General features: G+C 41.7%; 30 protein-coding genes. 5 read left to right on the top strand and 25 right to left on the bottom strand.

What is annotated here, in order from left to right; genetic code table 11:
- The 17 genes from rpsH to VIM89_RS09825 form a co-directional block, all read right to left on the bottom strand.
- A partial coding sequence (gene rpsH, locus VIM89_RS09905; RefSeq protein WP_488155991.1) for a 30S ribosomal protein S8 occupies positions 1–213 on the bottom strand: 213 nt, incomplete at its 3' end.
- Between the two features lie 137 nt (positions 214–350).
- A complete protein-coding gene (rpsN, locus tag VIM89_RS09900) occupies positions 351–620 on the bottom strand; it encodes a 30S ribosomal protein S14 (protein ID WP_302901807.1) in 270 nt (89 codons plus the stop codon).
- A complete protein-coding gene (gene rplE, locus VIM89_RS09895) occupies positions 620–1,186 on the bottom strand; it encodes a 50S ribosomal protein L5 (RefSeq protein WP_488155990.1) in 567 nt (188 codons plus the stop codon). The genes rpsN and rplE overlap by 1 nt, the downstream gene beginning before the upstream one ends.
- Positions 1,186–1,521, bottom strand: a complete 336-nt coding sequence (gene rplX, locus VIM89_RS09890) for a 50S ribosomal protein L24 (RefSeq protein ID WP_488155989.1) — start codon at positions 1,519–1,521, stop codon at positions 1,186–1,188. Before rplX ends, rplE begins: the two co-directional genes overlap by 1 nt.
- Before the next feature lies 1 nt (position 1,522).
- Entirely contained in the window at positions 1,523–1,891 is a 369-nt protein-coding gene (rplN, locus tag VIM89_RS09885) for a 50S ribosomal protein L14 (RefSeq protein WP_066006038.1), read from the bottom strand.
- Between the two features lie 2 nt (positions 1,892–1,893).
- Positions 1,894–2,148: a 30S ribosomal protein S17 gene (gene rpsQ, locus VIM89_RS09880; RefSeq protein ID WP_302901810.1), complete on the bottom strand. Its 255-nt coding sequence runs from the start codon at positions 2,146–2,148 to the stop codon at positions 1,894–1,896.
- Positions 2,149–2,159: 11 nt separating this feature from the next.
- Positions 2,160–2,369, bottom strand: a complete 210-nt coding sequence (rpmC, locus tag VIM89_RS09875; RefSeq protein WP_488155988.1) for a 50S ribosomal protein L29 — start codon at positions 2,367–2,369, stop codon at positions 2,160–2,162.
- Positions 2,370–2,470: 101 nt separating this feature from the next.
- Positions 2,471–2,890 (bottom strand): 50S ribosomal protein L16, encoded by a 420-nt coding sequence (gene rplP / locus VIM89_RS09870; RefSeq protein ID WP_488155987.1) that lies wholly within the window; start codon positions 2,888–2,890, stop codon positions 2,471–2,473.
- Positions 2,891–3,053: 163 nt separating this feature from the next.
- Entirely contained in the window at positions 3,054–3,956 is a 903-nt protein-coding gene (gene rpsC / locus VIM89_RS09865; protein ID WP_488155986.1) for a 30S ribosomal protein S3, read from the bottom strand.
- A gap of 6 nt (positions 3,957–3,962) precedes the next feature.
- Positions 3,963–4,391, bottom strand: coding sequence for a 50S ribosomal protein L22 (gene rplV / locus VIM89_RS09860; RefSeq protein ID WP_302901813.1), 429 nt, complete (start codon positions 4,389–4,391; stop codon positions 3,963–3,965).
- Between the two features lie 6 nt (positions 4,392–4,397).
- On the bottom strand, positions 4,398–4,664 hold the full coding sequence (gene rpsS, locus VIM89_RS09855; protein WP_147034189.1) for a 30S ribosomal protein S19: 267 nt from the start codon (positions 4,662–4,664) through the stop codon (positions 4,398–4,400).
- The gene (rplB, locus tag VIM89_RS09850; protein WP_488155985.1) at positions 4,664–5,491 is read right to left on the bottom strand and encodes a 50S ribosomal protein L2; all 828 of its coding nucleotides are present in this window, start codon (positions 5,489–5,491) and stop codon (positions 4,664–4,666) included. The genes rpsS and rplB overlap by 1 nt, the downstream gene beginning before the upstream one ends.
- Positions 5,492–5,496: 5 nt before the next feature.
- The gene (rplW, locus tag VIM89_RS09845) at positions 5,497–5,787 is read right to left on the bottom strand and encodes a 50S ribosomal protein L23 (RefSeq protein ID WP_302901816.1); all 291 of its coding nucleotides are present in this window, start codon (positions 5,785–5,787) and stop codon (positions 5,497–5,499) included.
- A 2-nt stretch (positions 5,788–5,789) separates the two neighbouring features.
- Positions 5,790–6,419: a 50S ribosomal protein L4 gene (rplD, locus tag VIM89_RS09840; RefSeq protein WP_488155984.1), complete on the bottom strand. Its 630-nt coding sequence runs from the start codon at positions 6,417–6,419 to the stop codon at positions 5,790–5,792.
- Position 6,420: 1 nt separating this feature from the next.
- Complete coding sequence (gene rplC, locus VIM89_RS09835; protein WP_488155983.1) at positions 6,421–7,038, bottom strand: 50S ribosomal protein L3; 618 nt, start codon at positions 7,036–7,038, stop codon at positions 6,421–6,423.
- 388 nt (positions 7,039–7,426) lie between these two features.
- A complete protein-coding gene (locus VIM89_RS09830) occupies positions 7,427–7,657 on the bottom strand; it encodes a hypothetical protein (RefSeq protein WP_488155982.1) in 231 nt (76 codons plus the stop codon).
- Positions 7,658–7,734: 77 nt separating this feature from the next.
- The gene (locus tag VIM89_RS09825) at positions 7,735–8,124 is read right to left on the bottom strand and encodes a VOC family protein (RefSeq protein ID WP_488155981.1); all 390 of its coding nucleotides are present in this window, start codon (positions 8,122–8,124) and stop codon (positions 7,735–7,737) included.
- Positions 8,125–8,283: 159 nt separating this feature from the next.
- On the opposite strand from VIM89_RS09825, the gene VIM89_RS09820 reads away from it, so the two are divergent.
- Positions 8,284–9,684, top strand: a complete 1,401-nt coding sequence (locus VIM89_RS09820; RefSeq protein WP_488155980.1) for a C45 family autoproteolytic acyltransferase/hydrolase — start codon at positions 8,284–8,286, stop codon at positions 9,682–9,684.
- A 56-nt stretch (positions 9,685–9,740) separates the two neighbouring features.
- Here the strand turns inward: VIM89_RS09820 and VIM89_RS09815 are convergent, their stop codons facing one another.
- Both VIM89_RS09815 and VIM89_RS09810 read right to left on the bottom strand, forming a co-directional pair.
- On the bottom strand, positions 9,741–11,618 hold the full coding sequence (locus VIM89_RS09815; RefSeq protein ID WP_488155979.1) for a rhomboid family intramembrane serine protease: 1,878 nt from the start codon (positions 11,616–11,618) through the stop codon (positions 9,741–9,743).
- Positions 11,619–11,648: 30 nt separating this feature from the next.
- Complete coding sequence (locus VIM89_RS09810; protein ID WP_488155978.1) at positions 11,649–12,908, bottom strand: NAD(P)-binding domain-containing protein; 1,260 nt, start codon at positions 12,906–12,908, stop codon at positions 11,649–11,651.
- Positions 12,909–13,094: 186 nt separating this feature from the next.
- Here VIM89_RS09810 and VIM89_RS09805 point away from each other — a divergent pair, with 186 nt between their 5' ends.
- Both VIM89_RS09805 and VIM89_RS09800 read left to right on the top strand, forming a co-directional pair.
- Positions 13,095–13,964, top strand: coding sequence for a hypothetical protein (locus tag VIM89_RS09805; RefSeq protein WP_488155977.1), 870 nt, complete (start codon positions 13,095–13,097; stop codon positions 13,962–13,964).
- A 90-nt stretch (positions 13,965–14,054) separates the two neighbouring features.
- Positions 14,055–15,164: a metallophosphoesterase family protein gene (locus tag VIM89_RS09800; RefSeq protein WP_488155976.1), complete on the top strand. Its 1,110-nt coding sequence runs from the start codon at positions 14,055–14,057 to the stop codon at positions 15,162–15,164.
- Positions 15,165–15,189: 25 nt separating this feature from the next.
- On the opposite strand, the gene VIM89_RS09795 is transcribed toward VIM89_RS09800, so the two are convergent.
- From VIM89_RS09795 to rpsL, 6 genes are all read right to left on the bottom strand, one after another.
- Positions 15,190–17,568, bottom strand: coding sequence for an ABC transporter permease (locus VIM89_RS09795; RefSeq protein WP_488155975.1), 2,379 nt, complete (start codon positions 17,566–17,568; stop codon positions 15,190–15,192).
- 364 nt (positions 17,569–17,932) lie between these two features.
- Positions 17,933–18,313 (bottom strand): hypothetical protein, encoded by a 381-nt coding sequence (locus VIM89_RS09790; RefSeq protein WP_488155974.1) that lies wholly within the window; start codon positions 18,311–18,313, stop codon positions 17,933–17,935.
- Positions 18,314–18,427: 114 nt separating this feature from the next.
- Complete coding sequence (rpsJ, locus tag VIM89_RS09785) at positions 18,428–18,733, bottom strand: 30S ribosomal protein S10 (protein ID WP_022830652.1); 306 nt, start codon at positions 18,731–18,733, stop codon at positions 18,428–18,430.
- Between the two features lie 152 nt (positions 18,734–18,885).
- A complete protein-coding gene (gene fusA / locus VIM89_RS09780; protein ID WP_488155973.1) occupies positions 18,886–20,997 on the bottom strand; it encodes an elongation factor G in 2,112 nt (703 codons plus the stop codon).
- A gap of 155 nt (positions 20,998–21,152) precedes the next feature.
- Complete coding sequence (rpsG, locus tag VIM89_RS09775) at positions 21,153–21,620, bottom strand: 30S ribosomal protein S7 (RefSeq protein WP_488155972.1); 468 nt, start codon at positions 21,618–21,620, stop codon at positions 21,153–21,155.
- Between the two features lie 20 nt (positions 21,621–21,640).
- Complete coding sequence (gene rpsL / locus VIM89_RS09770) at positions 21,641–22,057, bottom strand: 30S ribosomal protein S12 (protein WP_302860325.1); 417 nt, start codon at positions 22,055–22,057, stop codon at positions 21,641–21,643.
- 241 nt (positions 22,058–22,298) lie between these two features.
- Here rpsL and VIM89_RS09765 point away from each other — a divergent pair, with 241 nt between their 5' ends.
- Positions 22,299–22,850, top strand: coding sequence for a hypothetical protein (locus tag VIM89_RS09765; protein WP_488155971.1), 552 nt, complete (start codon positions 22,299–22,301; stop codon positions 22,848–22,850).
- A 307-nt stretch (positions 22,851–23,157) separates the two neighbouring features.
- Positions 23,158–23,532 carry a LiaF transmembrane domain-containing protein gene (locus tag VIM89_RS09760; RefSeq protein ID WP_488155970.1) on the top strand — a complete coding sequence of 125 codons (375 nt, stop codon included), beginning with the start codon at positions 23,158–23,160 and terminating at the stop codon, positions 23,530–23,532.
- Positions 23,533–23,727: the final 195 nt, after the last annotated feature.

Here is a 23,727-nt window from a genome sequence, read left to right as displayed (position 1 = left end):
GATTTTAGTTATCGGGTGGTATTTCAAAGCTACTTTAATAGTACCTTGAGGACCATTGTCTTCAAACTTAAAATTGGCAATGTAACCTTTGTCGAAAAGCACTTTCGTGATTTCCTTCTTCAGATTTGATGCAGGAATTTCCACAACCCTATGGTTGGCTTTAATAGCATTCCTTACTCTTGTAAGATAATCTGCGATTGGATCTGTATTCATTTTATTGTTCTATGATAGTGGTTTCCTTCTCCTAACATCAGAGACGACCTTCTATCGGTTAATTCATTTTTGTGAATGGTCAATGGTGAATGGTCAGTAGCATTTTATTCACTACTCACAATTCACTACTCACCTGCTTACCAAGAAGCTTTCTTAACCCCCGGTATCTTGCCTTCCAGTGCCATTTCACGGAATGTTACACGTGAGATGCCAAACTGGCGCATATACCCACGCGGACGGCCGGTCAGTTTGCAACGGTTGTGCAGTTTTACCGGAGACGCTGCTTTAGGCAATTTGTCTAATGCTGCATAGTCGCCAGCGGCTTTAAGGGCTGCTCTTTTTTCAGCGTATTTAGCTACTAATTTCGCACGTTTTACTTCGCGTGCTTTTACACCTTCTTTAGCCATTATTTATTCTGATTTTTAAATGGTAAACCAAATTCTTTCAGCAGTTCCAATGCTTCAACGTCATTGGTAGCCGAGGTTACAAAGGTAATATCCATACCCTGGATCTTGTTGATCTTGTCGATGTTGATCTCAGGGAAGATGATCTGCTCTGTAATACCCAATGTATAGTTTCCGCGTCCGTCGAAACCTTTATCGTTGATGCCTTTGAAGTCACGGATACGTGGCAAAGCAACAGCGATCAAACGATCAAGGAACTCATACATATTGTTATCGCGTAAAGTTACACGTACGCCTACCGGCATGTTTTTACGCAATTTGAAGTTAGAGATATCCTTTTTAGATTTTGATGAAACCGCTTGCTGACCAGTAATAGTGCTCAGCTCGTTGATGGTATTCTCGATCAATTTCTTGTCCGTAGTAGCACCGCCAACACCCTGGTTGATCGCAATTTTTTCAAGCTTCGGAACCTGCATTACGCTTTTGTACTGAAATTTTTCTTTCAGCGTACTGCGAATCTCGTCTTTATATTTTGACTTTAGTCTTGGAACGTATGTTGTAGTTGCCATTACTTAATTTCCTCCCCTGATTTTTTTGCTACTCTTACCAATTTACCTGCAGCATTTTTAGTTCTGCCTACGCGGGTTGGCTTACCTGATTTAGGGTCAACCACTGCCAGGTTTGAAATGTGTATAGCAGCTTCTTGTTTCACGATACCACCGTTAGGGTTGGTAGCGTTTGGTTTAGTATGTTTTGATACCATATTGGCACCTTCAACAATAGCACGATTTTTATCTACTATTACTTCTAATACTTTACCTTTTGATCCTTTTGAGTCGCCTGCAATAACCTGTACCAGGTCGCCTTTGCGGATCTTTAGTTTTGCATTTTGTTTCTTTTCCATGTTACAATACCTCCGGTGCTAATGATACAATTTTCATAAATTGTTTCTCGCGCAACTCTCTTGCAACAGGGCCAAAGATACGAGTACCTCTTGGCTCGTCCTGGTTATTTAACAAAACGGCTGCGTTGTCGTCGAAACGGATATATGAACCGTCTTTTCTACGTATTTCTTTCTTGGTTCTTACCACTACGGCCTTTGATACAGTACCTTTTTTAATGTTGCCTGATGGCAGAGCACTTTTTACTGTAACAACTATCTTATCGCCGATAGAAGCATATCTTTTGCCGGTACCACCTAACACACGGATCACTAAAACTTCTTTAGCACCGCTGTTATCGGCTACGTTTAATCTTGATTCCTGTTGTACCATCGTTATTTAGCCCTTTCTACAATTTGAACTAATCTCCAGTTTTTGTTTTTGCTCAGCGGGCGAGTTTCCATAATCAATACGGTATCGCCAATACCACAGGTATTAGCTTCGTCATGAGCCATAAATTTGGTAGTTTTCTTTACGAACTTACCATAGATCGGGTGTTTTACCTTCCGTTCTACAGCAACCACAATAGATTTATCCATCTTATTGCTTACTACCAAACCGGTACGTGTTTTTCTTAAATTCCTTTCCATTTCGACGCTTATTATTTACTTTCAGAAGCTGACGCTGCTTTGCGTTTTGTTAATTCAGTATTTAAACGAGCAATATCCTTGCGTACTTTGTTGATACGGCTTGGATTCTCAATGGCCGAAACTGCGTGTGCAAATTTCAACTTGGTCAGGTTACCCTTCTCCTCGCTGATCCTTGCTGTCAACTCTTCAGTCGTTAGCTCTAAAATTTCTGAGTTCTTCATTTTCTTGTTTTATTAGTTGTAATGGTTGTAGAGGTTGTAAAGGTTGAAATGTTCTCTTATAACTTTTACAACCATTCTAACTTTTCCAACTCACTCGTTTATTATTCTACGTAGTCTCTACGTGTTACAAACCGGGTCTGAACCGGTAACTTCTGAGCTGCAAGGCGCAATGCTTCCTTAGCAACTTCCAGTGGCACACCTTCGGCTTCGAAGATGATCCTTCCGGGGCGAACTACCGCTACCCAGTATTCAGGAGCACCTTTACCTTTACCCATACGTACCTCAGCTGGTTTCTTGGTTACAGGTTTGTCAGGGAATATCCTGATCCACACCTGGCCTTCACGTTTCATAAAACGTGTTACAGCGATACGTGCAGCCTCGATCTGACGGCTGGTGATCCATGCCGGCTCGAGTGATTTTATACCGAAAGAACCGAATGCAAGCTCAGCACCACGAGTGGCCATCCCTTTCATTCTGCCTTTTTGCATTTTTCTGAACTTCGTTCTTTTTGGCTGTAGCATTTTTTTACTCTTTGAGATATGAGATCTGAGATTTGAGATTTGAGACTTTCATCTCTTAACTCTAATTTTCAATCTCTATCAAATCAATACTTATATTTCAAATTCGCTGTGTGATGTAAAAAATGTGATTCTCATATCTCAAATCTCACATCTCAAATCTATTTTATCTTCTTCCTGGTCCACCCGGACGATTACCACCGCCTCTGTTCTGACCACCTGGACGGTTACCACCTCCGCCACGGTTTTGGCCCGGGCCACCACCTGAACGGTTGTTGCCGCCACGGTCGTTACCACCACCTCTTCTGTCACCACCTCTGCGCTCACCACCACGTTCGCCGCCTCTTTCGTTGCCACGACCGCCAAATGATGCTGAACCTTCCGGACGGCCACCTTTGCCGCTTGCGCTGCTGGTGCTGCCGATGTTTGGTGATAAGTCACGTTTGCCGTAAACTTCACCTTTGCAGATCCATACTTTAACGCCGATCTTACCATAAGTAGTAAGCGCTTCGCCTAAAGCATAGTCAATATCTGCACGGAAAGTATGCAGAGGAATTCTTCCTTCTTTATACTGCTCGGTACGTGCCATTTCAGCACCGCCTAAACGGCCTGATGTCATTACTTTTATTCCTTCAGCACCCATTCTCATGGTTGAAGCAATAGTAGTTTTCATAGCACGACGGAAAGAGATACGAGCCTCAAGTTGTTTTGCTATGCCTTCAGCCACTAATTGTGCATCCAGTTCAGGGCGTTTGATCTCGAAAATGTTGATCTGAACATCTTTTTTGGTCAGTTTCTTCAACTCTTCTTTGATCTTGTCAACTTCCTGGCCACCTTTACCGATCACAATACCCGGACGGGCAGTGTGGATAGTTACAGTAATGCGTTTCAAAGTACGCTCGATAACTACTTTAGATATACCGCCTTTAGCGATACGTACTGAAATATACTTGCGGATCTTTTCGTCTTCAACTAATTTATCGGAGTAGTTATTGCCACCGAACCAATTAGAATCCCAACCTCTGATGATTCCTAATCTGTTACCTATTGGATGTGCTTTCTGTCCCATCTTAAATTAATTGTTATCGTTTTTACTGTCCACAATAAGAGTTACATGGTTTGAGCGTTTACGGATACGATATCCACGGCCCTGCGGAGCCGGACGCAGTCTTTTCAACTGGCGGCCACCACCTACTGATACCTCTTTTACATATAAAGCGCTATCTTCAACACGTTTGCCTTCGTTTTTTGCTTCCCAGTTTTTGATAGCTGACAGCAATAATTTCTCTACACGGATAGCAGCTTCTTTATTTGTATATTTCAGGATATACAATGCTTTTTCTACATTTTCTCCGCGGATCAGGTCAACCACCAGGCGCATTTTGCGGGGTGAAGTTGGGCAGTCCTGTAACTTAGCAACAGAAGCTCCTCCTTGCTGAGCCTTTGCAGCCTCTTTTTGCTGTCTGATTAATACAGACTTTTTAATTTTTGTTGTTGCTTCCATTGCCTGTTATTTTTTCTTTTCTGCGTGACCGCGGAATGTACGGGTTGGTGCAAACTCTCCCAGCTTGTGACCAACCATGTTTTCTGTTACATACACAGGGATAAACTTGTTACCGTTGTGTACCGCGAATGTATGACCAACGAAATCAGGAGAGATCATGGAACGACGTGACCACGTTTTTACTACTGATTTCTTGTTAGAATCATTCAGTGTCACAACCTTTTTCTCAAGGTTATGATCTATATAAGGTCCTTTTTTAATTGAACGAGCCATTATTTTTTCCTTCTTTCAATGATATAACGATCCGATGATTTCTTCTTGTCGCGGGTTTTAAAGCCTTTAGCTAATAAACCTTTACGTGAGCGTGGGTGACCACCTGAGGCCCTGCCTTCACCACCACCCATAGGGTGATCTACCGGGTTCATTGCTACACCACGAACTCTTGGACGACGGCCCAACCAGCGTTTACGGCCGGCTTTACCTAATACAGCATTTGCTCTTTCGCCATTTGAAACTGTTCCGATAGTTGCCAGGCAAGTTGCCAGGATCATACGGGTTTCGCCTGAAGGCAATTTGATGATAGCATATTTACCGTCGCGTGCTGAAAGCTGAGCGTAAGTACCTGCACTACGTGCGATGGTACCACCCTGACCAGGATTCAATTCAATATTGTGAATAATTGAACCAAGAGGAATGTTCTTTAGTGGTAAAGTATTTCCTACTTCTGGAGCTGCAGTTTCGCCTGCTACTACAATTTGTCCAACTTTTAATCCCTCTGGAGCGATCATATATCTTTTCTCGCCATCAGCAAAGTGTAACAGTGCTATACGGGCTGAACGGTTAGGATCATACTCGATAGTAGCTACAGTTGCAGGGATATCGAACTTATTACGTTTAAAGTCGATCAACCTGTATGCTTTTTTGTGACCACCGCCTAAGTAGCGCATAGTCATTTTACCGCTATTGTTACGGCCGCCCGATCTCTTGTTCGAAGCTACAACCAACGACTTTTCAGGAACGTTTGTTGTAATGTCCGAGTTATCAGTATCTATCCTGAAACGGGTACCGGGGGTAACCGGTTTGAATCTTTTAACTGCCATCTCTATTAAATATTGCTGTAAAAGTCTATTGTTTCGCCGTCTTTCAACGTAATGATCGCTTTCTTGTAAGTAGCAGCGCGGCCAGAAACCACACCTGCTTTAGTGTTGCGACTTTTCAGTTTTCCAACGTATTTCATGGTGTTCACCGCAGTGATATTTACACCATACATTTTCTCAATTGCCTGTTTTATCTGAAGCTTGTTTGCTCTGTGATCTACCTTAAAGGTATAGCGGTTAAGCTTCTCAGTTAATTGAGCTACTTTTTCAGTAAGTAAGGGTTTCTTTAAAATTTCCATAATTACTTAGCTAATGCTTCCTCCAAAGTTTTAACGGCACCTGTAGTTAATAAAAGTGTACCGGCATTCAACACATCATAAGTGTTAAGCTGATCGGCAGTGATCACTTTGCTTTTCTTCAGGTTACGGCTTGATAAATACACATTGTTATTTGCAGCAGGCAGTACTAAAAGTGTTTTTACATCACTTACATTAAGGTCTGCTACCAGCTTTACATAGTTTTTAGTTTTAACTGTATCGAAGTTAAAATCTTCTAATACTACGATGCTGTTATCTTTTGCTTTGTATGATAAAGCTGATTTACGGGCCAGTGATTTCAGTTTCTTGTTCAATTTGAAGCTGTAATCGCGCGGCTGCGGACCGAATACACGGCCACCACCATTAAACAATGGTGATTTGATACCGCCGGCACGTGCACCGCCTGTACCTTTTTGCTTATATAATTTGCGGGTTGAACCTGCAATTTCATTACGCTGTTTTGCTTTGTGAGTACCCTGACGCTGATTAGCCAAATATTGCTTCACATCAAGATAGATAGCGTGATCGTTAGGTTCGATTCCGAATACGGACTCAGGAAGTTGCACCTTGGCACCTGTTTCTTTACCTGATACGTTTAATACTTTAACTTCCATCTTATTTATCCACTATTACAAATGAACCCTTAGCTCCGGGGATGGAACCTTTAACAACCAACAGGTTTTGCTCAGGATAAACTTTCAAAACTTCTAAGTTTTGAATTTTAACGCGAACATTACCAGTTTGACCGGCCATGCGCATACCTTTAAATACGCGTGAAGGCCATGATGATGCACCCAAAGAACCTGGCGCACGCAGACGGTTGTGCTGACCGTGAGTTTGCATACCCACACCGCCGAAACCGTGACGTTTTACCACACCCTGGAAACCCTTACCTTTTGAGGTACCAACCACATCCACAAAATCTCCCGCAGCAAAAATATCCACGGTAACAGTGTCACCCAGAGTTTTTTGATCTTCGAAAGTTTTGAATTCTACCAGTCTGCGCTTTGGCGAAGTACCGGCTTTTTGGAAATGACCTTTTAGAGGGGCAGAGGTGTTCTTTTCTTTCTTCTCACCATACGCCAGCTGAACAGCGGCGTAGCCGTCTGTATCTACAGACTTCACTTGTGTTACCACACAAGGGCCAGCTTCGATTACTGTACAAGGAATGTTCTTCCCTGATTCATCAAAAATGCTGGTCATCCCTACTTTTTTACCAATTATTCCTGACATTTTCTTATTTTGTTTGTGCCCATCGAAGCAGTAGGGCTTCGTTCAAGGCATATTGTTCCCCTCGAAAGGGACGGCAAAGATAGATATTTTAGATTAACTCTCAAATACTTGCGCAATTATTTTTTAAAAAATATTTGGCGAGGGTGAAATGGTTGATGGAGAGAGTGGTTGGAGTGGGGCGAGTACGCTTTTTATTTGAGCAATATATGAGGTCAGCTTTTATGTATCAGATGTGAAATCACACATACATATACGTCGGTTCAACGGCTGACCCAGGAAAGGATTCTCATTTAAGAAAACAAGTAGTACAGAGAACTCAGTTTTTATAGAAGAATATTTTTTGGCGAGCTTTTTTAATTCGCGATTAAAGACTGGTGTTGGCAGTATGTTAAAGCTCATTTAGAAGGTCTTGAATTGGTTTTCCCTTCACTTTGCCTTCCTCATGTAACTTTACCCATTTTATTGATTCTTCGAGGTCATCCAATATTTGCTTTTTCTTGTCCGCTTTACCGGATTTCTTATCAGCATTTTTAGACAATACCTTTCCACCCAATTGTTCAATCGAATCAGATAGTGTTTTCTCGGACTTTTGCGGTATCTCTATAGTGAGCGTTGTCATTACACAAAATTACACAAATTATTACACGAAAGTTCACAATTATTACACAACATTTACTGCTATGGCTTTACGATTGATCACACCGGACGCAGGAAAAACTCGATCCGGATTCCGCTCGGATCATTTAGCCATATCTTTTCTTTATTGCTGTGCTTATCCATATGGATCCCGCTATTTTCTACCTGCTTATCGGCCAGGTTTTTTTCAATTTCTACCAGCTCATCTAATGTTTTTACCCCAAAAGCCAGGTGCTCAAGTCCTACAACGTTGGGATTAAAAGTAGTTGCGGCAGTCTCTCCGGGTTTCTGCTGAACAAGAAACAGCCGCGTCGAGCCAATGTAAAACATGATAGAATCTTCCGTTTCAAAATCCGGATTGCCAAACAACCTGGTGTAGAACTCTTCTGTTTCCGGCAAACTGGCTACGGTCAGCACAACATGGTCTACATATAGTTTTTCCCTGTTCATGAACTTTAATTTGAATAGATAATATTAACTGAAGTAAATTAATTGAATATTATCAATTGATCCTTTCGAGACTTACGAAGTTTTAAAAACTTCGTAAGTCTGTTCTATTCTATAATTGATGGCAAGAATTTCTTAAATTCATCCATCAATTAACTGATCATGAAAACAGCCTTCAAACTTACCCCTCTTGTACTTCTGTTATCATTAATTTTTTCCTGCAAACCCAAACCACACGATCCATTGGCAGGTTCGAGCCGTGAAGATAAGAACGGCTGGATCTATGTACACCTGGAGGGTTCGCCGCATGATGTTGGATACCAGCATGGCTACCTTGTTTCGAAAGAGATCGATACCTTAATAAAGGTATTCCAATTTTACCTGCCGCATACCACAAATAAAGACTGGTCCTGGTACCGCGAAGCAGCCGGGCGCTTTATGTGGAGCAAGATCGATACGGAATACCAGCAGGAGCTGATCGGCATGTCGCAAGGCTTGAGGGCAAAAGGTATGAAATATGATTCGCTTGATTTGGTAGTACTGAATGCCAACATTGATCTGTCATCCTATTACCTGCCGCAATTAATGGATAAAAACAAACCGGGCAGCGGCGATAACCGTGCACCGGGAAATTGCAGCGCCTTTATTGCTAATGGCAAGTACACTAAAGACGGCAAAATTGTAATTGGGCATAATAACTGGACCGACTATATTGAAGGCGAACGCTGGAATGTAATTGCTGATATTAAACCTGCCAAAGGCAATCACATACTAATGGATTGTGCGCCGGGATTTATTCATAGCGGTGACGATTTTGTAATCAGCAGCAGCGGGATTTTAATTACCGAAACGACCATAACACAATTCAAAGGATTCGATAGCACAAAAACTCCGGAATTTGTCCGTGCCAGAAAAGCTTGTCAATATGCCAATAGTATTGACGACGTAGTAAAGATCATGACCACGGATAACAACGGCGGTTATGCTAACGACTGGCTAATCGGCGATACAAAAACCAATGAGGTAGCCAAACTGGAATTGGGGCTAAAAGATTATAAATTATGGCGGTCAAAGGATACCGCCATCATTGGCTCCAACTTCCCCATCGATCCTAAACTGATAAAAGAAGAGACAACCTTTAATGTGAATGATAAAACCAGTTCACCCAATGCACGCCGTCTCCGCATGGAAAAACTGGTAGCTGTAGATTATAAAGGCAAACTGGATGATGCCACTGGTAAAACCATTGAGGGCGATACCTACAGCGCTATAGATAACAAAAACGTATTAGACCGCTGCGTGATAGACGGTCACATTGATCTCGATCCGCGAGGTGAACCTGCATGGAATGAAAAACCTTACTGGCCTATGGGGGCTGTACAAGGCAAAGTAACTACTACAGATTTAGCCAAGAAAATGCAGTTTTGGGCGCATATGGGTCATCCCTCAGGTGATGACTTTTTGGCTAAGCCTTATTTCGTCAAGCACCCAGAATATAATTGGATGAGTCCATATTTAAGGGATATGAAAGCTTATCCGTGGACGTTGTTTAGTGCGAAATAAATTGCTGTCACTCTAGCATAGTTAAGAATCTTCTGACTATACTTAGAGTGACTTTTTTATTCTTCCGATTTATCGTTAAGGTCGCTTAATAACTCATGCGTTTCAGCATCAGCTTCTTCTTGCTGTGCCTTATCTTTTAAAAACGGATACATTGTATATCCCAGAATCAATCCGGATAATAAACCGCCTATATGAGCGGCGTTATCAATGCCTCCAGTTAAACCAAACAGTAAATTGTATCCTATAAAAATAGATGTGTTTATTAGAAATGTCTTTTTTAAAGCTTTAGGAAAAACATTAGTAGTCAATAATGCAAAGAAAGCCCCATACAAACCAAATATTGCTCCAGAGGCTCCTATACTTACAGTTGCCGGATGCCACCAAACGCTGGCTATGCTGGCTACGATCCCCGTGATCAGATAAGTAAGCAGATATTTCCCACGTCCCATCAACGGCTCTAAAAATAAACCAACAAAAAACAGCCCGTACATATTCATTAGCACATGCATTACACCGCCATGTAAAAACATATTTGTGAATAACCTCCAATATTCTCCGCTATTGATTGCCGGTCTGAAATTTCCTCCCCATTTTAAAAGGTCTGACGCCTGAAATGAAATAAAACCTAAACCGGCAAAGACCATTATTATAAAAATGATGATGTTAAGATCGATGATCACAGGTGTTACATAGAAACCTTTTCTGGGCCAAAAGAATATCCCAATTCCTTTTAAAGTACTGCCTGATTTTTTGGTATCGGCAACGGGACTCTCAAAATTCTTCCGTAAGGGCTTAAGTAAAAGCAGCAGCATAAATACAGCTGAACCTATAGCCAATGATCCAAATATCCATGGCAGTTCGTGTCCTGTCCTAGTTTCAAACGGTTCATTAACAGATGTTAAAACTATCGCAGAAGAAGATAAATTGTGGTAATGCTGATCATTCGCAATTGCTTTTAAGTAGTTTTTCTGATCCGTGCTGTAATTTATTCTGTCCAGGTATACAAATTCATCCAGTCGCTTTGAGTTAAAATCATCCTGGCTTTCTTTAGCGAAAGTCTTATAAGCCTCTTCCTTTTCATCACGTGGCAATCTATTACTAATGGTCTTGTCAAATTTCACCCCTATCCATGCAGACGGAGTAAAATTTACATCATCATCATGAACTGATGCCAGGGTATCCGGGCCTTTATAATCTGGATTGGTCGTAATAAGAATTACACCGTTTTTTGCCTTATCACCATACAAAGCCATTCCGGCAGCACCTTTTAATACGCTGATATTTTTTATTGAGCGCGGATTGACTTTATGCAGATCATCTTTGGCAATGATCTTACCATTTAACACTAATAATGTATTATTACTATTTATGGGTGACTTTGGTGATGAAATCCCGAAATTATGTGTTTTGGTAATATGCAATGTGTCATACATCGGCACGGCGGCATAGATATACATATCGAAATGTTCGTTGTATTTGCCGCTTACATTAAACCTGGTTTGAAACCCGGTCAGACTTTTGTCGATGTAAAAATGTTTGGCTTTATAATATTTAGTTGCGGGGACTTTGTCTATCTGGTTAATATTATTGAGGCTGGTCAGTTTTCCAGTTGCCGATGTCAAGTAACTTTGTGAAATAACGAGTGGTGGCAGCGTTGCCATCCAAGCGAACATAATATACCCCGTCAGCGGATCGCCTTTGCCATTCTTATTTTTAAGATTCAATAGCTTTATTTTCGGTCGCAGCCAGATAAGAATAGGTATACCGGCAAATATCATCGGTGCTATAAGATTCAGAATATCCTCATCTACCGGCATTATAACTGTTTTGATGAATAAAAGCCAATGCAAAAAAGTATAAACGATGATGGTTGCAATGCTAATGAAAAGGAAAGGCAAAAATATAAGCCTTAACTTCGTACCGTATTGTTTCATTGTGTAAGGTATAGGGTTTTAAGTTATTTTTTATTCCGTCATCAACCTCCTGATCAACTCCGCACTCTGCTTCTTACCATCTTCAAGTCTGTCCTTAAAGAAAGCCTGCACATCGTTAAAGTGCTTTTTGTAACCTTCCATATCTCCATAACCAATGATGGCAGACCATTCCCTTACTGCTGAATGGAACTCCAGATCGTCGCCACGAATGGTTTTATCGAACAGTGCGGTTTCGATTGATTCCTCTAACAGTTCTTCGTTCTTAAATAAATACTCAGCAATACCTAACCGTAACCTGAAAGGCGGTGTCTGACAAATAAGATTATCATAAGGATTTACACCCAGGTGATACCAGGCGTCTACCATACTTAATATACTTAGGTGCGAATTGGGTTTCTGTAGTTCATGATGTCCTGAAAGCGAGAACTCTTTCATTACCTTATCATTCAGCATAATCGGTTTGCGGCTTTCGTGAAAAACAAAGTCGCGGGCACGGTATAATCTTTCGCGGAATAGCTGCCCTTCTTCTTTGATCATCAGCTTAAACAATTCCGACTCCGATATGGCATAGCGCTTCACTTGCTGACGAGCATAAGGATTCAATATCGCCAACCCTGCATAAACGTGTGCCTTATAGCTGAAAATGCGCAGGGTGGTCAATATTTTCACATTATCTATTCCTCCTACATATGAGCCGTTTTCCCAGGGAAAAAAACCAGCTTCTTTCCAGGCTGTGCCCATACTCTCAAAACCTACATGGGTTACGGCTTGTGTATCGGCTACTATCTTATCGTGCTCGTGATAGTCGGGAATTTCAACAATATCTGTTTCAACTGCTGTAAACAGATCCAGCATTCGCTGATAAGCTGCATCATCAGCGCGGTGCTTTATCAGGATCAGCTTCTGTCCTTTCGGTTCAAAACCCGGTCCGTGCATGGCATGGAAGGAGATGATCTGCGCATCGGCAGGCAGGTATTTTTCAAAAATGGCAATCTCGGGATGCTTAACAGAAGTTTGCCCGGCAACAATGGCGCCGTATTTGGTAGACGGCCCATAAGCAGCAACCACATCGGCAAGGCGATCGGCTTCAACAGAGTAAACCACCAAATCGCTTGAACGGGCTATATCGCTGCCGCTATCTTTTATTGCGATGCCTAATGGGTTAAGCTCATTCTCCAAACGTTCCCTGTTCTCCGGCAGATCGCAACCGCTAACCGCATAACCCGCTTTCGCAAAGGCTTTTGCATACAGCTTTCCCATGTCGCCCAAACCGATAATACCTATATTCATGTCGCTAATATAAGTATGCAATGCATAATTTATAATCAAAGCTTAATTATTGCTTGATATTACCTCCCGCATTTTTCTTTAAATTAGTATATCTTTTGTTCAACGAAATCAGTATAAAAGGAATAAAACATTTTTCATAAAAGTTATTTAGTTATTAATTAACTTGAAATTTAAAATATGCCACCAATGACCAAACGCTTTCTGTTACCCGGTTTTTTATTCTTCTTCCTTTGTGTTTTTTTGTGCAGTGCAGTTAAAGCCCAGGACACTACAAAAAAGGTTGAGCCTGAAAAAAAGGCCGAACCTGTAACACAAGAGGCTGTTACCAAGCCTGCTGTACAACCTACGGCAAAGCCGCTTTACCGTCATCACAGGATATCGCCTGCTGTCAATTCGCAGACCAATCCGGCTACAAACCCTGCACAGCAGCAAGCAGCAAAAACCACGCAGCAACCGGCAACAAAGCCCGCTCAGCAACAAGCGGCATCAACCACAGATACCACTCAGCCTGATCTGAAAACGCCGGCTGACCCAAATCAGTTGAATGCCAAAAGCCTCAACAACCAGTATCAATACATGATGAGCAAGACACTGCGTTTCCAGCAGCCTTTGCTTGCCGCTTTATGGAAGAACGTGAGCGATACACTCACTAAAATGCGCAACGATGCCAAAGCTTCACAAGCCAAACTGAGCGCTAATGTCAAACTGATCGACAGTCTAAAAACTGCCGCAACCGACGCTTCAAAAGAGTCTGCGGCTTCTCAGTCGGGCAGCACATCATCTGAAACAATCAGCCTGCTTGGAATTAACTTATCAAAATCGACCTATAATCTGGTAATGATCAGCCTGGTAGTTGTATTAGGGTTAGCTTTAGCCATCGTCATTGGCACCACCGCCAAACACAAACACGAAGCACGTCACCGCACTGAGCTTTATGAAGAGATAGAAGAAGAATTTAAAGCCTATAAAGCCAAAGCCAACGAAAAAGAATTACGCCTGGCCCGCGAATTGCAAACCGAGCGTAATAAACTGGATGAATTATTAGGCAGAGGATAAGCTTCACTGTCCAGTTAATATTATATTTACATCCGCATCTTACATTTGCTTATACTGATCATAATTTAAAGATGTCGGTTGTAATATCCTATGTCCGCAAACAAGCGCAATCCGCGTATCCGTCCTGTTTTTAAAATATCTGCCGTCGACGACCAGGAGAAATTTAAACCGGTACCAACTGCCACAGGCGAATATCCTTTCAGACTTGATATAAAAAAAGTAATCCCGGATATCCGGGACGAAAAGATCGTTTTTCATGTTGCCGGCGATACTGGCGGCACTCGTTCATCACGTTTCCAGCAAAGCGTTGTTGTTGAGATGATCCGGCAATACCAGGAGAGTAATAACGAAAAAGATAAACCTCAATTTTTATTTCACCTGGGGGATGTAGTCTACAATTTTGGCCAGGCATCGGAATATTACAATCAATTTTTCAACCCGTACAGGGACTACCCCGCTCCTATATTTGCAATTGCAGGTAACCATGATGCTGATATTGATCCGGTAGAAGTTAATCCGCCCAGAAGTCTTGATGCTTTCACAACGGTATTTTGCAATGCTGAAAGAAGAGAACTTAAATTATCAAAAGACGCCAAACGCAAAGCCAATATACAACCCAACGTTTATTGGGTATTAGAAACCGGGCTCGCAGATTTTATAGGATTATACAGCAATGTGCCCAAGTTTGGGAACATTCAGGAAGATCAAAGAAAATGGTTCATTGAAGCTTTGAAAACATCCGCTGCATCAAAAAAAATGATCATAGTTTGTGTTCATCATGCACCATTTTCAGCGGATGTGAACCATGGTTCAAGCATACACATGCAGGCGATTATTGATGGCGCCGTCCGTGAATCCGGGGTATTGCCTGATATTATTCTTAGCGGCCATGTGCATAATTATCAACGGTTCAATAAACAATACCCTGACGGCAAAACGATACCTTTCATAGTTGCCGGTAATGGGGGTTACGCTGATCTGCACCCCATAGCGGATCCCGACGATAAAGATTTCACAGACGATAGCTGCCTGTTGGATAACGTCGAACTGCAAAACTACTGTGACGATTCGCATGGGTTCTTAAAGATCACCCTAAGCAAAAATAAGGGTAAGATCATCCTCAACGGCGAATTTTATGCTGCCGACAATATAAATAAAGCCCGGTTATACGACAGCTTTACCGTCGAATCCAGCAGATAAATATCCATTTTTTCCTAGCTTAAGCTCATTCTGAGCGAAGGCTCTTCACTGGGTTCGCCACCGCAGCTTTTATCGCCTGGAAACTTACAGTCAACAGCGTGATCAGCAAAGCGCCAATACACGATACTATAAATATCCACCAGGAAATTGTAGTGTGATATTGATAGCCCTTAAGCCACCCGCTAAGGAAATACCAGGCTATCGGTGTGGCAATAACGCAGGATAGCATTACCAGTCCGACAAAATCTTTTGACAGCATTCCCCATAAGTTTAACACCGACGCACCCAACACCTTGCGAACGCCAATTTCTTTGGTGCGCTGTTCTGCTACAAACGAAGCCAGTCCGAATAGGCCTAATGACGAAATAAATATGGCCAGAATAGCAAATATCGATGCCAGTTTGCCTATACGTTCCTCATCAGAGAACTTTTTGGCATAAGTCTCATCGGTAAAGTGGTAATCGAATGGACTGGCCGGATTATATTTCTTGAAAACACCTCCTATTTTAGCCAGTGCGTCCTGTATTGGGGCCGTAGGTTTTATTTTTATCGTTATGATGTTCGCCCAGTTATAGTCTACCATAAAAATAGTAGGCTGAGCGGGTAAGTATGGCGACTCCATGACCATATTGTCAATCACACCTACAATGGTATAAGCCTTTTTATTATACCGGATGATCTTACCTATTGGTTCTTTAAACCCGGTCAACTTCACAGCGTTCTGATTTAATATCATGGCAGTGGTGTCGCTGGCAAACTCCCGTGAAAAATCACGTCCCTGGCGTATGTGCCAGCCTATGGTCTTGCCAAAATCACGCGTTACTGCAATGGTGCCGAAAAGGGGATTGGTACCGGCTTGTTTTCCTTCCCAGTCAAATCCGATCTGATTGCTGAACACATCTGTGGTAGGGCTTGATGATTCAGCCATATTCTCTACCACACCAGTATTGATCAGATCGTTTCTTATCGCATCATAATGGCCGTATAGGTCCGGCGTACTCATACTGATTGATATCAACCCCTCACGCGAATATCCAACCGGCCTGTCTTTGGCATACTGGATCTGCCTGAAGACAATGATGGTGCCGATGATCAGTGTAACAGAAATAGTAAACTGCAATACAACCAATATCTTACGCGGAATTGCTGCAAAACGCCCTGCCCTGAAGGTACCTTTTAAAACCTTTACTGTATTAAATCCTGACAGATAAAACGCGGGATAACTGCCGGAAACAAAACCTGTGAAGGCTGTAAAAAGAATGATCACTAACCAGAAGACAGCATTGGCCCATGGAACAGACATAGATTTATCGGCTATGATATTAAAGAAAGGCAACGTAACCAACACGATCAGTACCGCAAATACCAACGCCAGGCAGGCCATCAATACCGATTCACTCAAAAACTGGATGATAAGCTGCTTCCTTACCGAACCGATAGCTTTACGTATACCAACTTCTTTGGCACGTTTTTCAGACCGTGCTGTGCTGAGATTCATAAAATTGATGCAGGCCAGTAACAACACAAACACGCCGATGATCCCGAAAAGCCAAACGTACTGAATACGTCCGCCTTTGATCTTACCATTCTCAAAATCGCTATACAGGCGCCATTTATCCATCGGGTGCAATAACAGGTGCTCGTTTCCTTCTTCCTTCTTCACATATTTTTGTGTGATGAGTTCGATCTTGGCTGATGTTTTGGCCATATCTACATTATCGTTCATCTGCACGAAGACCTGGAAGCTGTGGTTATCCCACTCATTTACAGCATGTTTAAACCAATCTTCGGTAGTCATGTATTTGTCCCATGATAACAGGAAATGCGTATCATTAAATGATGAGTTTTTAGGGATGTCTTTATAAACACCGGCCACTTTGAAATTATACTTATTATTCATCCTGACCGTTTTACCAACCACATCATCGCCGCCAAAAAGCGCTACAGCCAGTGAATGATCGATCAGAATGGATGATTGGTCAGTCAGCCCTTTCATATCACCACTCAATTTTTCAAGGCTCATCATTGTCGGGAATTCAGGTTGAACCCACATGCCTGATTTAGACAACTTTTTTTCGCCTGCTCCGATAATGAGCTCGAAGTTCCACGAGGTAAGTGTTACATACTTAAAATCTGAACCATATTTACTGCGCAGCTCTACCCCAAGAGGTATGGACAAAGCCTGCCCGGTACCTGTCTCATTATTAAAAGTCTGGGTGATCATTACCTGCGCTATGTTTTTATGATTAGCGTGGTAATGATTGTAGGTTAATTCATCATACATCCAAAAGCCAATGAGCATGGCCACCGCCATACCACATGCCAAACCCAGTACATTGATGGATGAGTATATCTTGCTCTTAAGCAGGTTACGCCAGGCGATTTTGAAGTAATTTTTAAGCATCTTCCCTAAGTTTAAAATTCACTTAGTAAGAGACGTCTCGATTTTTAAACCGTTGCAGGAAAAATCAAAAAAAGTCATTTTGGCATATTGGGAGATGTAAAATGCGCCATTGGGAGGACGTTGTGGATGTCTGTTCCATTCTTTATTTTGAAACAGCTAAGGCGAACACCTAATTCTCACCCGTCATTACGAACGATAGTGAAGCAATCCCAAACTATACAGGGCGAAGGGAAAGGTGTAGAACTTGCATAGCCGCTCTGCCTATCGGGGATTGCTTCTTCGCTACGCTCATCGCAATGACGTGGTGAATTTACTTTTTCGTTCTTTATTTAGTGTAACAAAAGAGCGAACGCCCTCCTAGAAATTATTCGACTTTGGTAACTACCCCTACCGTTGTCTTTTTGATAATACATTCGTACTTGTTTGTAGTTACAATACCATAGTCCTTGTACTTAACGGTATTTATTTTAACATGATCTCCTGGAGCAAAAACCTTTTTTTCATCACAAAGCTCAAGCACTCTAATCGTATCTCCAGCTGATGTTTTCAAAATAGTACAAGAGGAAAAACTGATTAGTCCACAAGGGCCAGCTTTTTCATGTAAGATTACCGTTCCCGTGATGGATTTTTTCAATTTGAAAAACTGCCAATCAGATTTACAATTCTTTTTACCTGATTGTGCAAATAATTTAAAAGGCAAGGTAAATAGTAGCAATATAAAAAGGCTACAAGCAACTAATTTCATATTGAATACTAAGATAGAACAAAAAAGCCATCCGTTTCCGAATGGCTTTTTCTTTTCAAAATCTTGACTCTTGGTTCTTGAATCTTGATTCCAATATCTGATCTTCCGGTACTATCACACCTTGATCTCCACTTCAACACCGCTTGGCAATTCAAGCTTCATTAAAGCGTCAACAGTTTTTGAGTTTGAGCTGTAGATATCCAATAATCTCTTGTAAGAGCATAGTTGAAATTGCTCGCGCGCTTTTTTGTTTACGTGTGGTGAACGCAGTACAGTGAAAATTTTCTTTTCAGTTGGCAGCGGAAGCGGTCCGCTTACTACAGCACCCGTAGGTTTTACTGTCTTTACGATCTTCTCAGCTGATTTATCAACCAGGTTGTAATCGTACGATTTTAATTTGATTCTGATTCTTTGGCTCATTTTTTCGTTTTTAAAACCAACCCTAAGAGCTATTTATTAGGGAGTGGTTGATTATTTATTTGTTGTATTAGTTGTATTGGTTGTAGAGGTTGTATTAGTTGTAGAGGTCTTTAAACCACTTCAACCAATACAACCATTACAACTTTTTCAACTTAATCTATAGCAACTTGTTTTCTACCCTTCGACTTAGCAACTACTTCGTCCTGAACGTTGCGTGGTGCTTCAGCATAGTGGTCGAACTCCATGGTTGAAGTTGCACGGCCTGAAGTGATGGTACGTAACTGGGTTACATAACCAAACATTTCTGACAGTGGTACCATTGCTTTGATCACCTGTGAACCTGCACGGGTGTCCATACCTTGCAGCTGGCCACGACGACGGTTCATGTCACCGATCACATCACCCATGTTTTCTTCAGGAGTCAAAATCTCGATCTTCATGATAGGCTCCAGCAATACTGGTTTACATTTCGGTAATGCTTCGCGGTAAGCTGAACGGGCTGCAATTTCAAAAGATAATGCATCCGAATCGACTGCGTGGAACGAACCATCGATCAAACGTACTTTTAAGCTGGTTAACGGATAGCCCGCTAATACACCATTGTCCATAGCTGCTTTAAAGCCTTTTTCTACAGATGGGATGAACTCGCGAGGGATAGCACCACCCACGATCTCGTTCACAAACTGTAAACCTTCTTTGTTATCGTCAGCCGGAGAAACAACGATCTGGATGTCGGCAAATTTACCACGACCACCGGTTTGTTTCTTGTATGTTTCGCGGTGCTGTATAGTACCGGTGATAGCTTCTTTGTAAGCTACCTGTGGCGCACCCTGGTTAACTTCAACTTTAAACTCGCGTTTTAGACGGTCCATCAAGATATCAAGATGCAACTCGCCCATACCGCTGATAACTGTTTGGCCAGTGTCCTGGTCAGTTTGTACACGGAAGGTTGGATCCTCTTCGGCCAATTTACCTAGCGCAATACCTAATTTATCAACGTCAGCCTGAGTTTTTGGCTCAATAGCTAAACCGATAACCGGATCAGGGAACACCATTGATTCCAGAACCAGCTGATGTTTCTCGTCGCAAAGGGTATCGCCAGTTTTGATATCCTTAAAGCCTACTACCGCAGCAATATCACCTGCACCTACATTAGGGATAGGGTTTTGCTTGTTAGCATGCATCTGGAAGATACGAGAGATACGCTCTTTTGATTCAGAACGCATGTTGTAAATGTATGAACCAGCTTCAAGGTTACCAGAGTAAACACGGATGAAGCACAAACGGCCCACAAACGGGTCGGTAGCAATTTTAAATGCTAATGCTGCAAACGGTTCTTTAACGTCTGGTTTTACCAATACTTCTGCACCAGTATCAGGGTTATGACCAACCACACCTTTTGAATCCAATGGTGAAGGCATAAGCTCCATCACGTAATCCAGCATGGTTTGTACACCTTTATTTTTGAAAGATGAACCGCAAGTCATCGGAACGATCTTACCGGCTAATGTAGCCTGGCGTAAAGCGTCCAATACTTCGCGCTCGGTGATGGTAGTTGGATCTTCGAAGAATTTCTCCATCAGGTGATCGTCGAATTCCGCTACCGCTTCCAGCAATTTTTCTCTCCACTCAGTAGCTTCTTCCACCATATCATCAGGGATAGGCACTTCAGTAAAGGTCATACCTTTATCGTGCTCGTTCCAAACAATACCACGGAAGTTGATCAGGTCAACCACACCTTTGAAGTTATCTTCGGCACCGATTGGTAATTGAAGCGGAATAGCTGTGCTACCCAGCATTTCTTTAACCTGCTTAACAACGTTTAAGAAGTCAGCACCTGAACGGTCCATTTTGTTAACGAAACCGATACGTGGTACGTTGTAGTTGTTAGCCAAACGCCAGTTAGTTTCTGACTGAGGCTCAACACCGTCAACAGCTGAGAATAAGAACACCAACCCGTCAAGTACACGTAATGAACGGTTTACCTCTACGGTAAAGTCCACGTGTCCCGGAGTATCGATGATGTTCATGTGGTAGTTGTGGCCACGGTATTTCCAGTTAACGGTAGTAGCAGCTGAAGTGATAGTGATACCACGCTCCTGCTCCTGCGCCATCCAGTCCATTGTAGCCGCACCCTCGTGCACCTCACCAATCTTATGGCTCACACCAGAGTAGTAAAGGATACGCTCGGTAGTAGTGGTCTTACCAGCATCGATGTGAGCGGCAATACCTATGTTTCTTGTATATTTAAGATCTCTTGACATAATCAATTATTGAATTAGTGAATTAGTGAATTAGTGAATTTTAAAATTGTCCACTAAATACTAACCATTTAAATGAAGGAGCGAAATAACGAATTACTGATTAGCATAACATTACCAAATCACTAATTCACTCATTCACTCATTCACTAATTATATTAGAACCTGAAGTGTGAGAACGCCTTGTTAGCTTCAGCCATTTTGTGCGTATCTTCTTTCTTCTTCACAGCAGCACCTTCACCTTTTGAAGCCGAGATGATCTCGCCGGCCAGTTTCTCGTGCATGGTTTTTTCACCACGACGACGTGCATAGCTGATCAGCCATTTCATACCCAAAGCAACTTTACGCTCAGGACGAACTTCAGTAGGCACCTGGAAGTTGGCACCACCTACACGGCGGCTTTTTACTTCTACAGCAGGCATTACGTTGTTCAAGGCTTTTTTCCAGATATCTAAACCGTTTTCGTTAGTTTTTTTCTCAACTATCTCAACAGCGTTATAGAAAATGGCGTATGCGGTAGATTTTTTACCATCATACATCATATTGTTTACGAACCTTGTTACCAAAGTATCATTGAACTTTGGATCAGGAAGGATAATTCTCTTTTTTGGTTTTGACTTTCTCATTGTTTACTATCCTCCTTTAATTATTTCTTTTTACCGCCTTTGCCCGCTGGTGCAGCTGCCTGACCTGGTTTAGGGCGTTTAGTACCATATTTACTACGACGTTGGTTACGACCTGCAACACCTGAGGTATCCAATGCACCACGGATGATGTGGTAACGTACACCTGGTAAGTCTTTAACACGGCCGCCGCGGATCAACACGATTGAGTGCTCCTGTAAGTTGTGGCCTTCACCAGGGATGTAAGCGTTTACTTCTTTTCCATTGGTTAAGCGCACACGGGCTACTTTACGCATTGCTGAGTTTGGTTTCTTAGGGGTAGTGGTGTACACACGGGTGCACACGCCTCTTCGCTGTGGACAGCTGTCCAACGCTGGCGACTTACTCTTGTCAACCAGAGCTACTCTACCTTTTCTAACTAATTGTTGAATAGTAGGCATTCTTCCTTTTTTTGTTTATTTGTTTTTCCCTTTTAAGCACGCCAACACGACGGGCAGTTTTTAGGGACTGCAAAAGTACGGAGTTATTTTTTGATTTTCAAGTGGTTGGGTGAGATTTTTGAAATTAGTTGATTGGTTAAGTGGTTGATTGAGTTGAAAAGTTAGAATTTGTCGTTCATATAAGTTATGAGAACACTTGCTCTGATGCCCTATATTTGTGATAACAATTCAACTAAGAACTATGAAAATAGTAAAAGATTTTTCTGCTTTAGAACATCTTAATAATCTCGTGAATGATGTTCAAAGCCTTATTGATAAAAAAGAAGATTTTATAGCATTTATTATAATTGCTTTAGGCATTGAGTTTTTAGGTAGCTTCTATGATTCAAAAAGTTTTGATGATTATGGAGAAAGTGACACTCGATTTAAAAATGGAATGAAATTATTTAAAAATAATTGGTACAAGAATAACTCATCATGGCTTTACAAACAACTGCGAGGCCCTCTAATACATCAATACCGAACTGGCCCAGAGATCTATTTAACCTCCAATTGTAAAAACAATGTACCTCCTGATAAACACTTTATAGTTGAAAACTCTAAAAAAGTTTTTGTTCTAGAGCAATTTTTTGAAGATTTTAAATATGCCGTAAATCAACTTAAAAGTCAATTAAAAAAGCCAAACAACAGTTTGAACAAAAACAAACCTATGCAATCACACTTAGGGATAGTCGAATTAAACGGTCTAGGTACGACTGCGGCATCGGGAATAATTTGGGACCTAAAAAAATAAACATCTCAGCCGTTCGCTGATTACTCACAAACAGATTTACTAATCGGATTGTTCTTAACAAATGCCTGCTCCCTGACCTGTACAGTTCAGAGATTGCTTCGTTCCTCGCAATGACGTGATGGAAAATGCAACCGCTCTAACTCAATCAACCACTTAACGATTCAACCTAATCAACCACTCACCGACCCCAACCATTTCACCGACCCAACTCCACCCCTTACCGACTTCTTCAACCCCATCGCCAACATTCAATTGATGTGCCCTTATTACTGATATAACTTTGGGTATACTTTTAAAACTTAAAACGATGAAAACGATCATAGAACACCCAGACAGACATCACAATAGCCGTACAATATTAGGCGCAGTTATATTGGTAATCGGCTGTTTATTTTTGATCAACCAGTTTGATCTGCCATTTATTCCTGATTGGTTATTTAGCTGGCCAATTATCCTTATAGGCTTTGGTGTTTACACCGGTTCACGCCATAATTTCCAGAACAAATCATGGTTTATACTCATCCTGCTTGGCTTTGCCTTTCTGCTCGAAAACTCAGGACTGTTTATAGACGATGTGATCTGGCCCGCAACCCTAATCCTGCTCGGATTGTTTGTGATATTCCGCAACAGCTTCCGCCACAACAACACTACTACCACTACCACTACCACTGAAAACAACTAAAGAACACGTCGTTCTTACTCTACATAGATTATACCGAAAAAGGGGACCCGTAAGTCCAGTGATGGTCGGAAGAATAAATCTTCCGACTTTTTCATTTTATGGGTGTTAATATGTTGATATAAATATCTGATTATCAAATATTTAACTTGTTTTTCTCATGGATTTTAAGTATATTAAATGCTGTAAATCAATGAG

The organism is Mucilaginibacter sp., assembly GCF_036568825.1.
GTDB lineage: Bacteria > Bacteroidota > Bacteroidia > Sphingobacteriales > Sphingobacteriaceae > Mucilaginibacter.
This window is presented reverse-complemented; position numbering and strand designations above follow the sequence as displayed.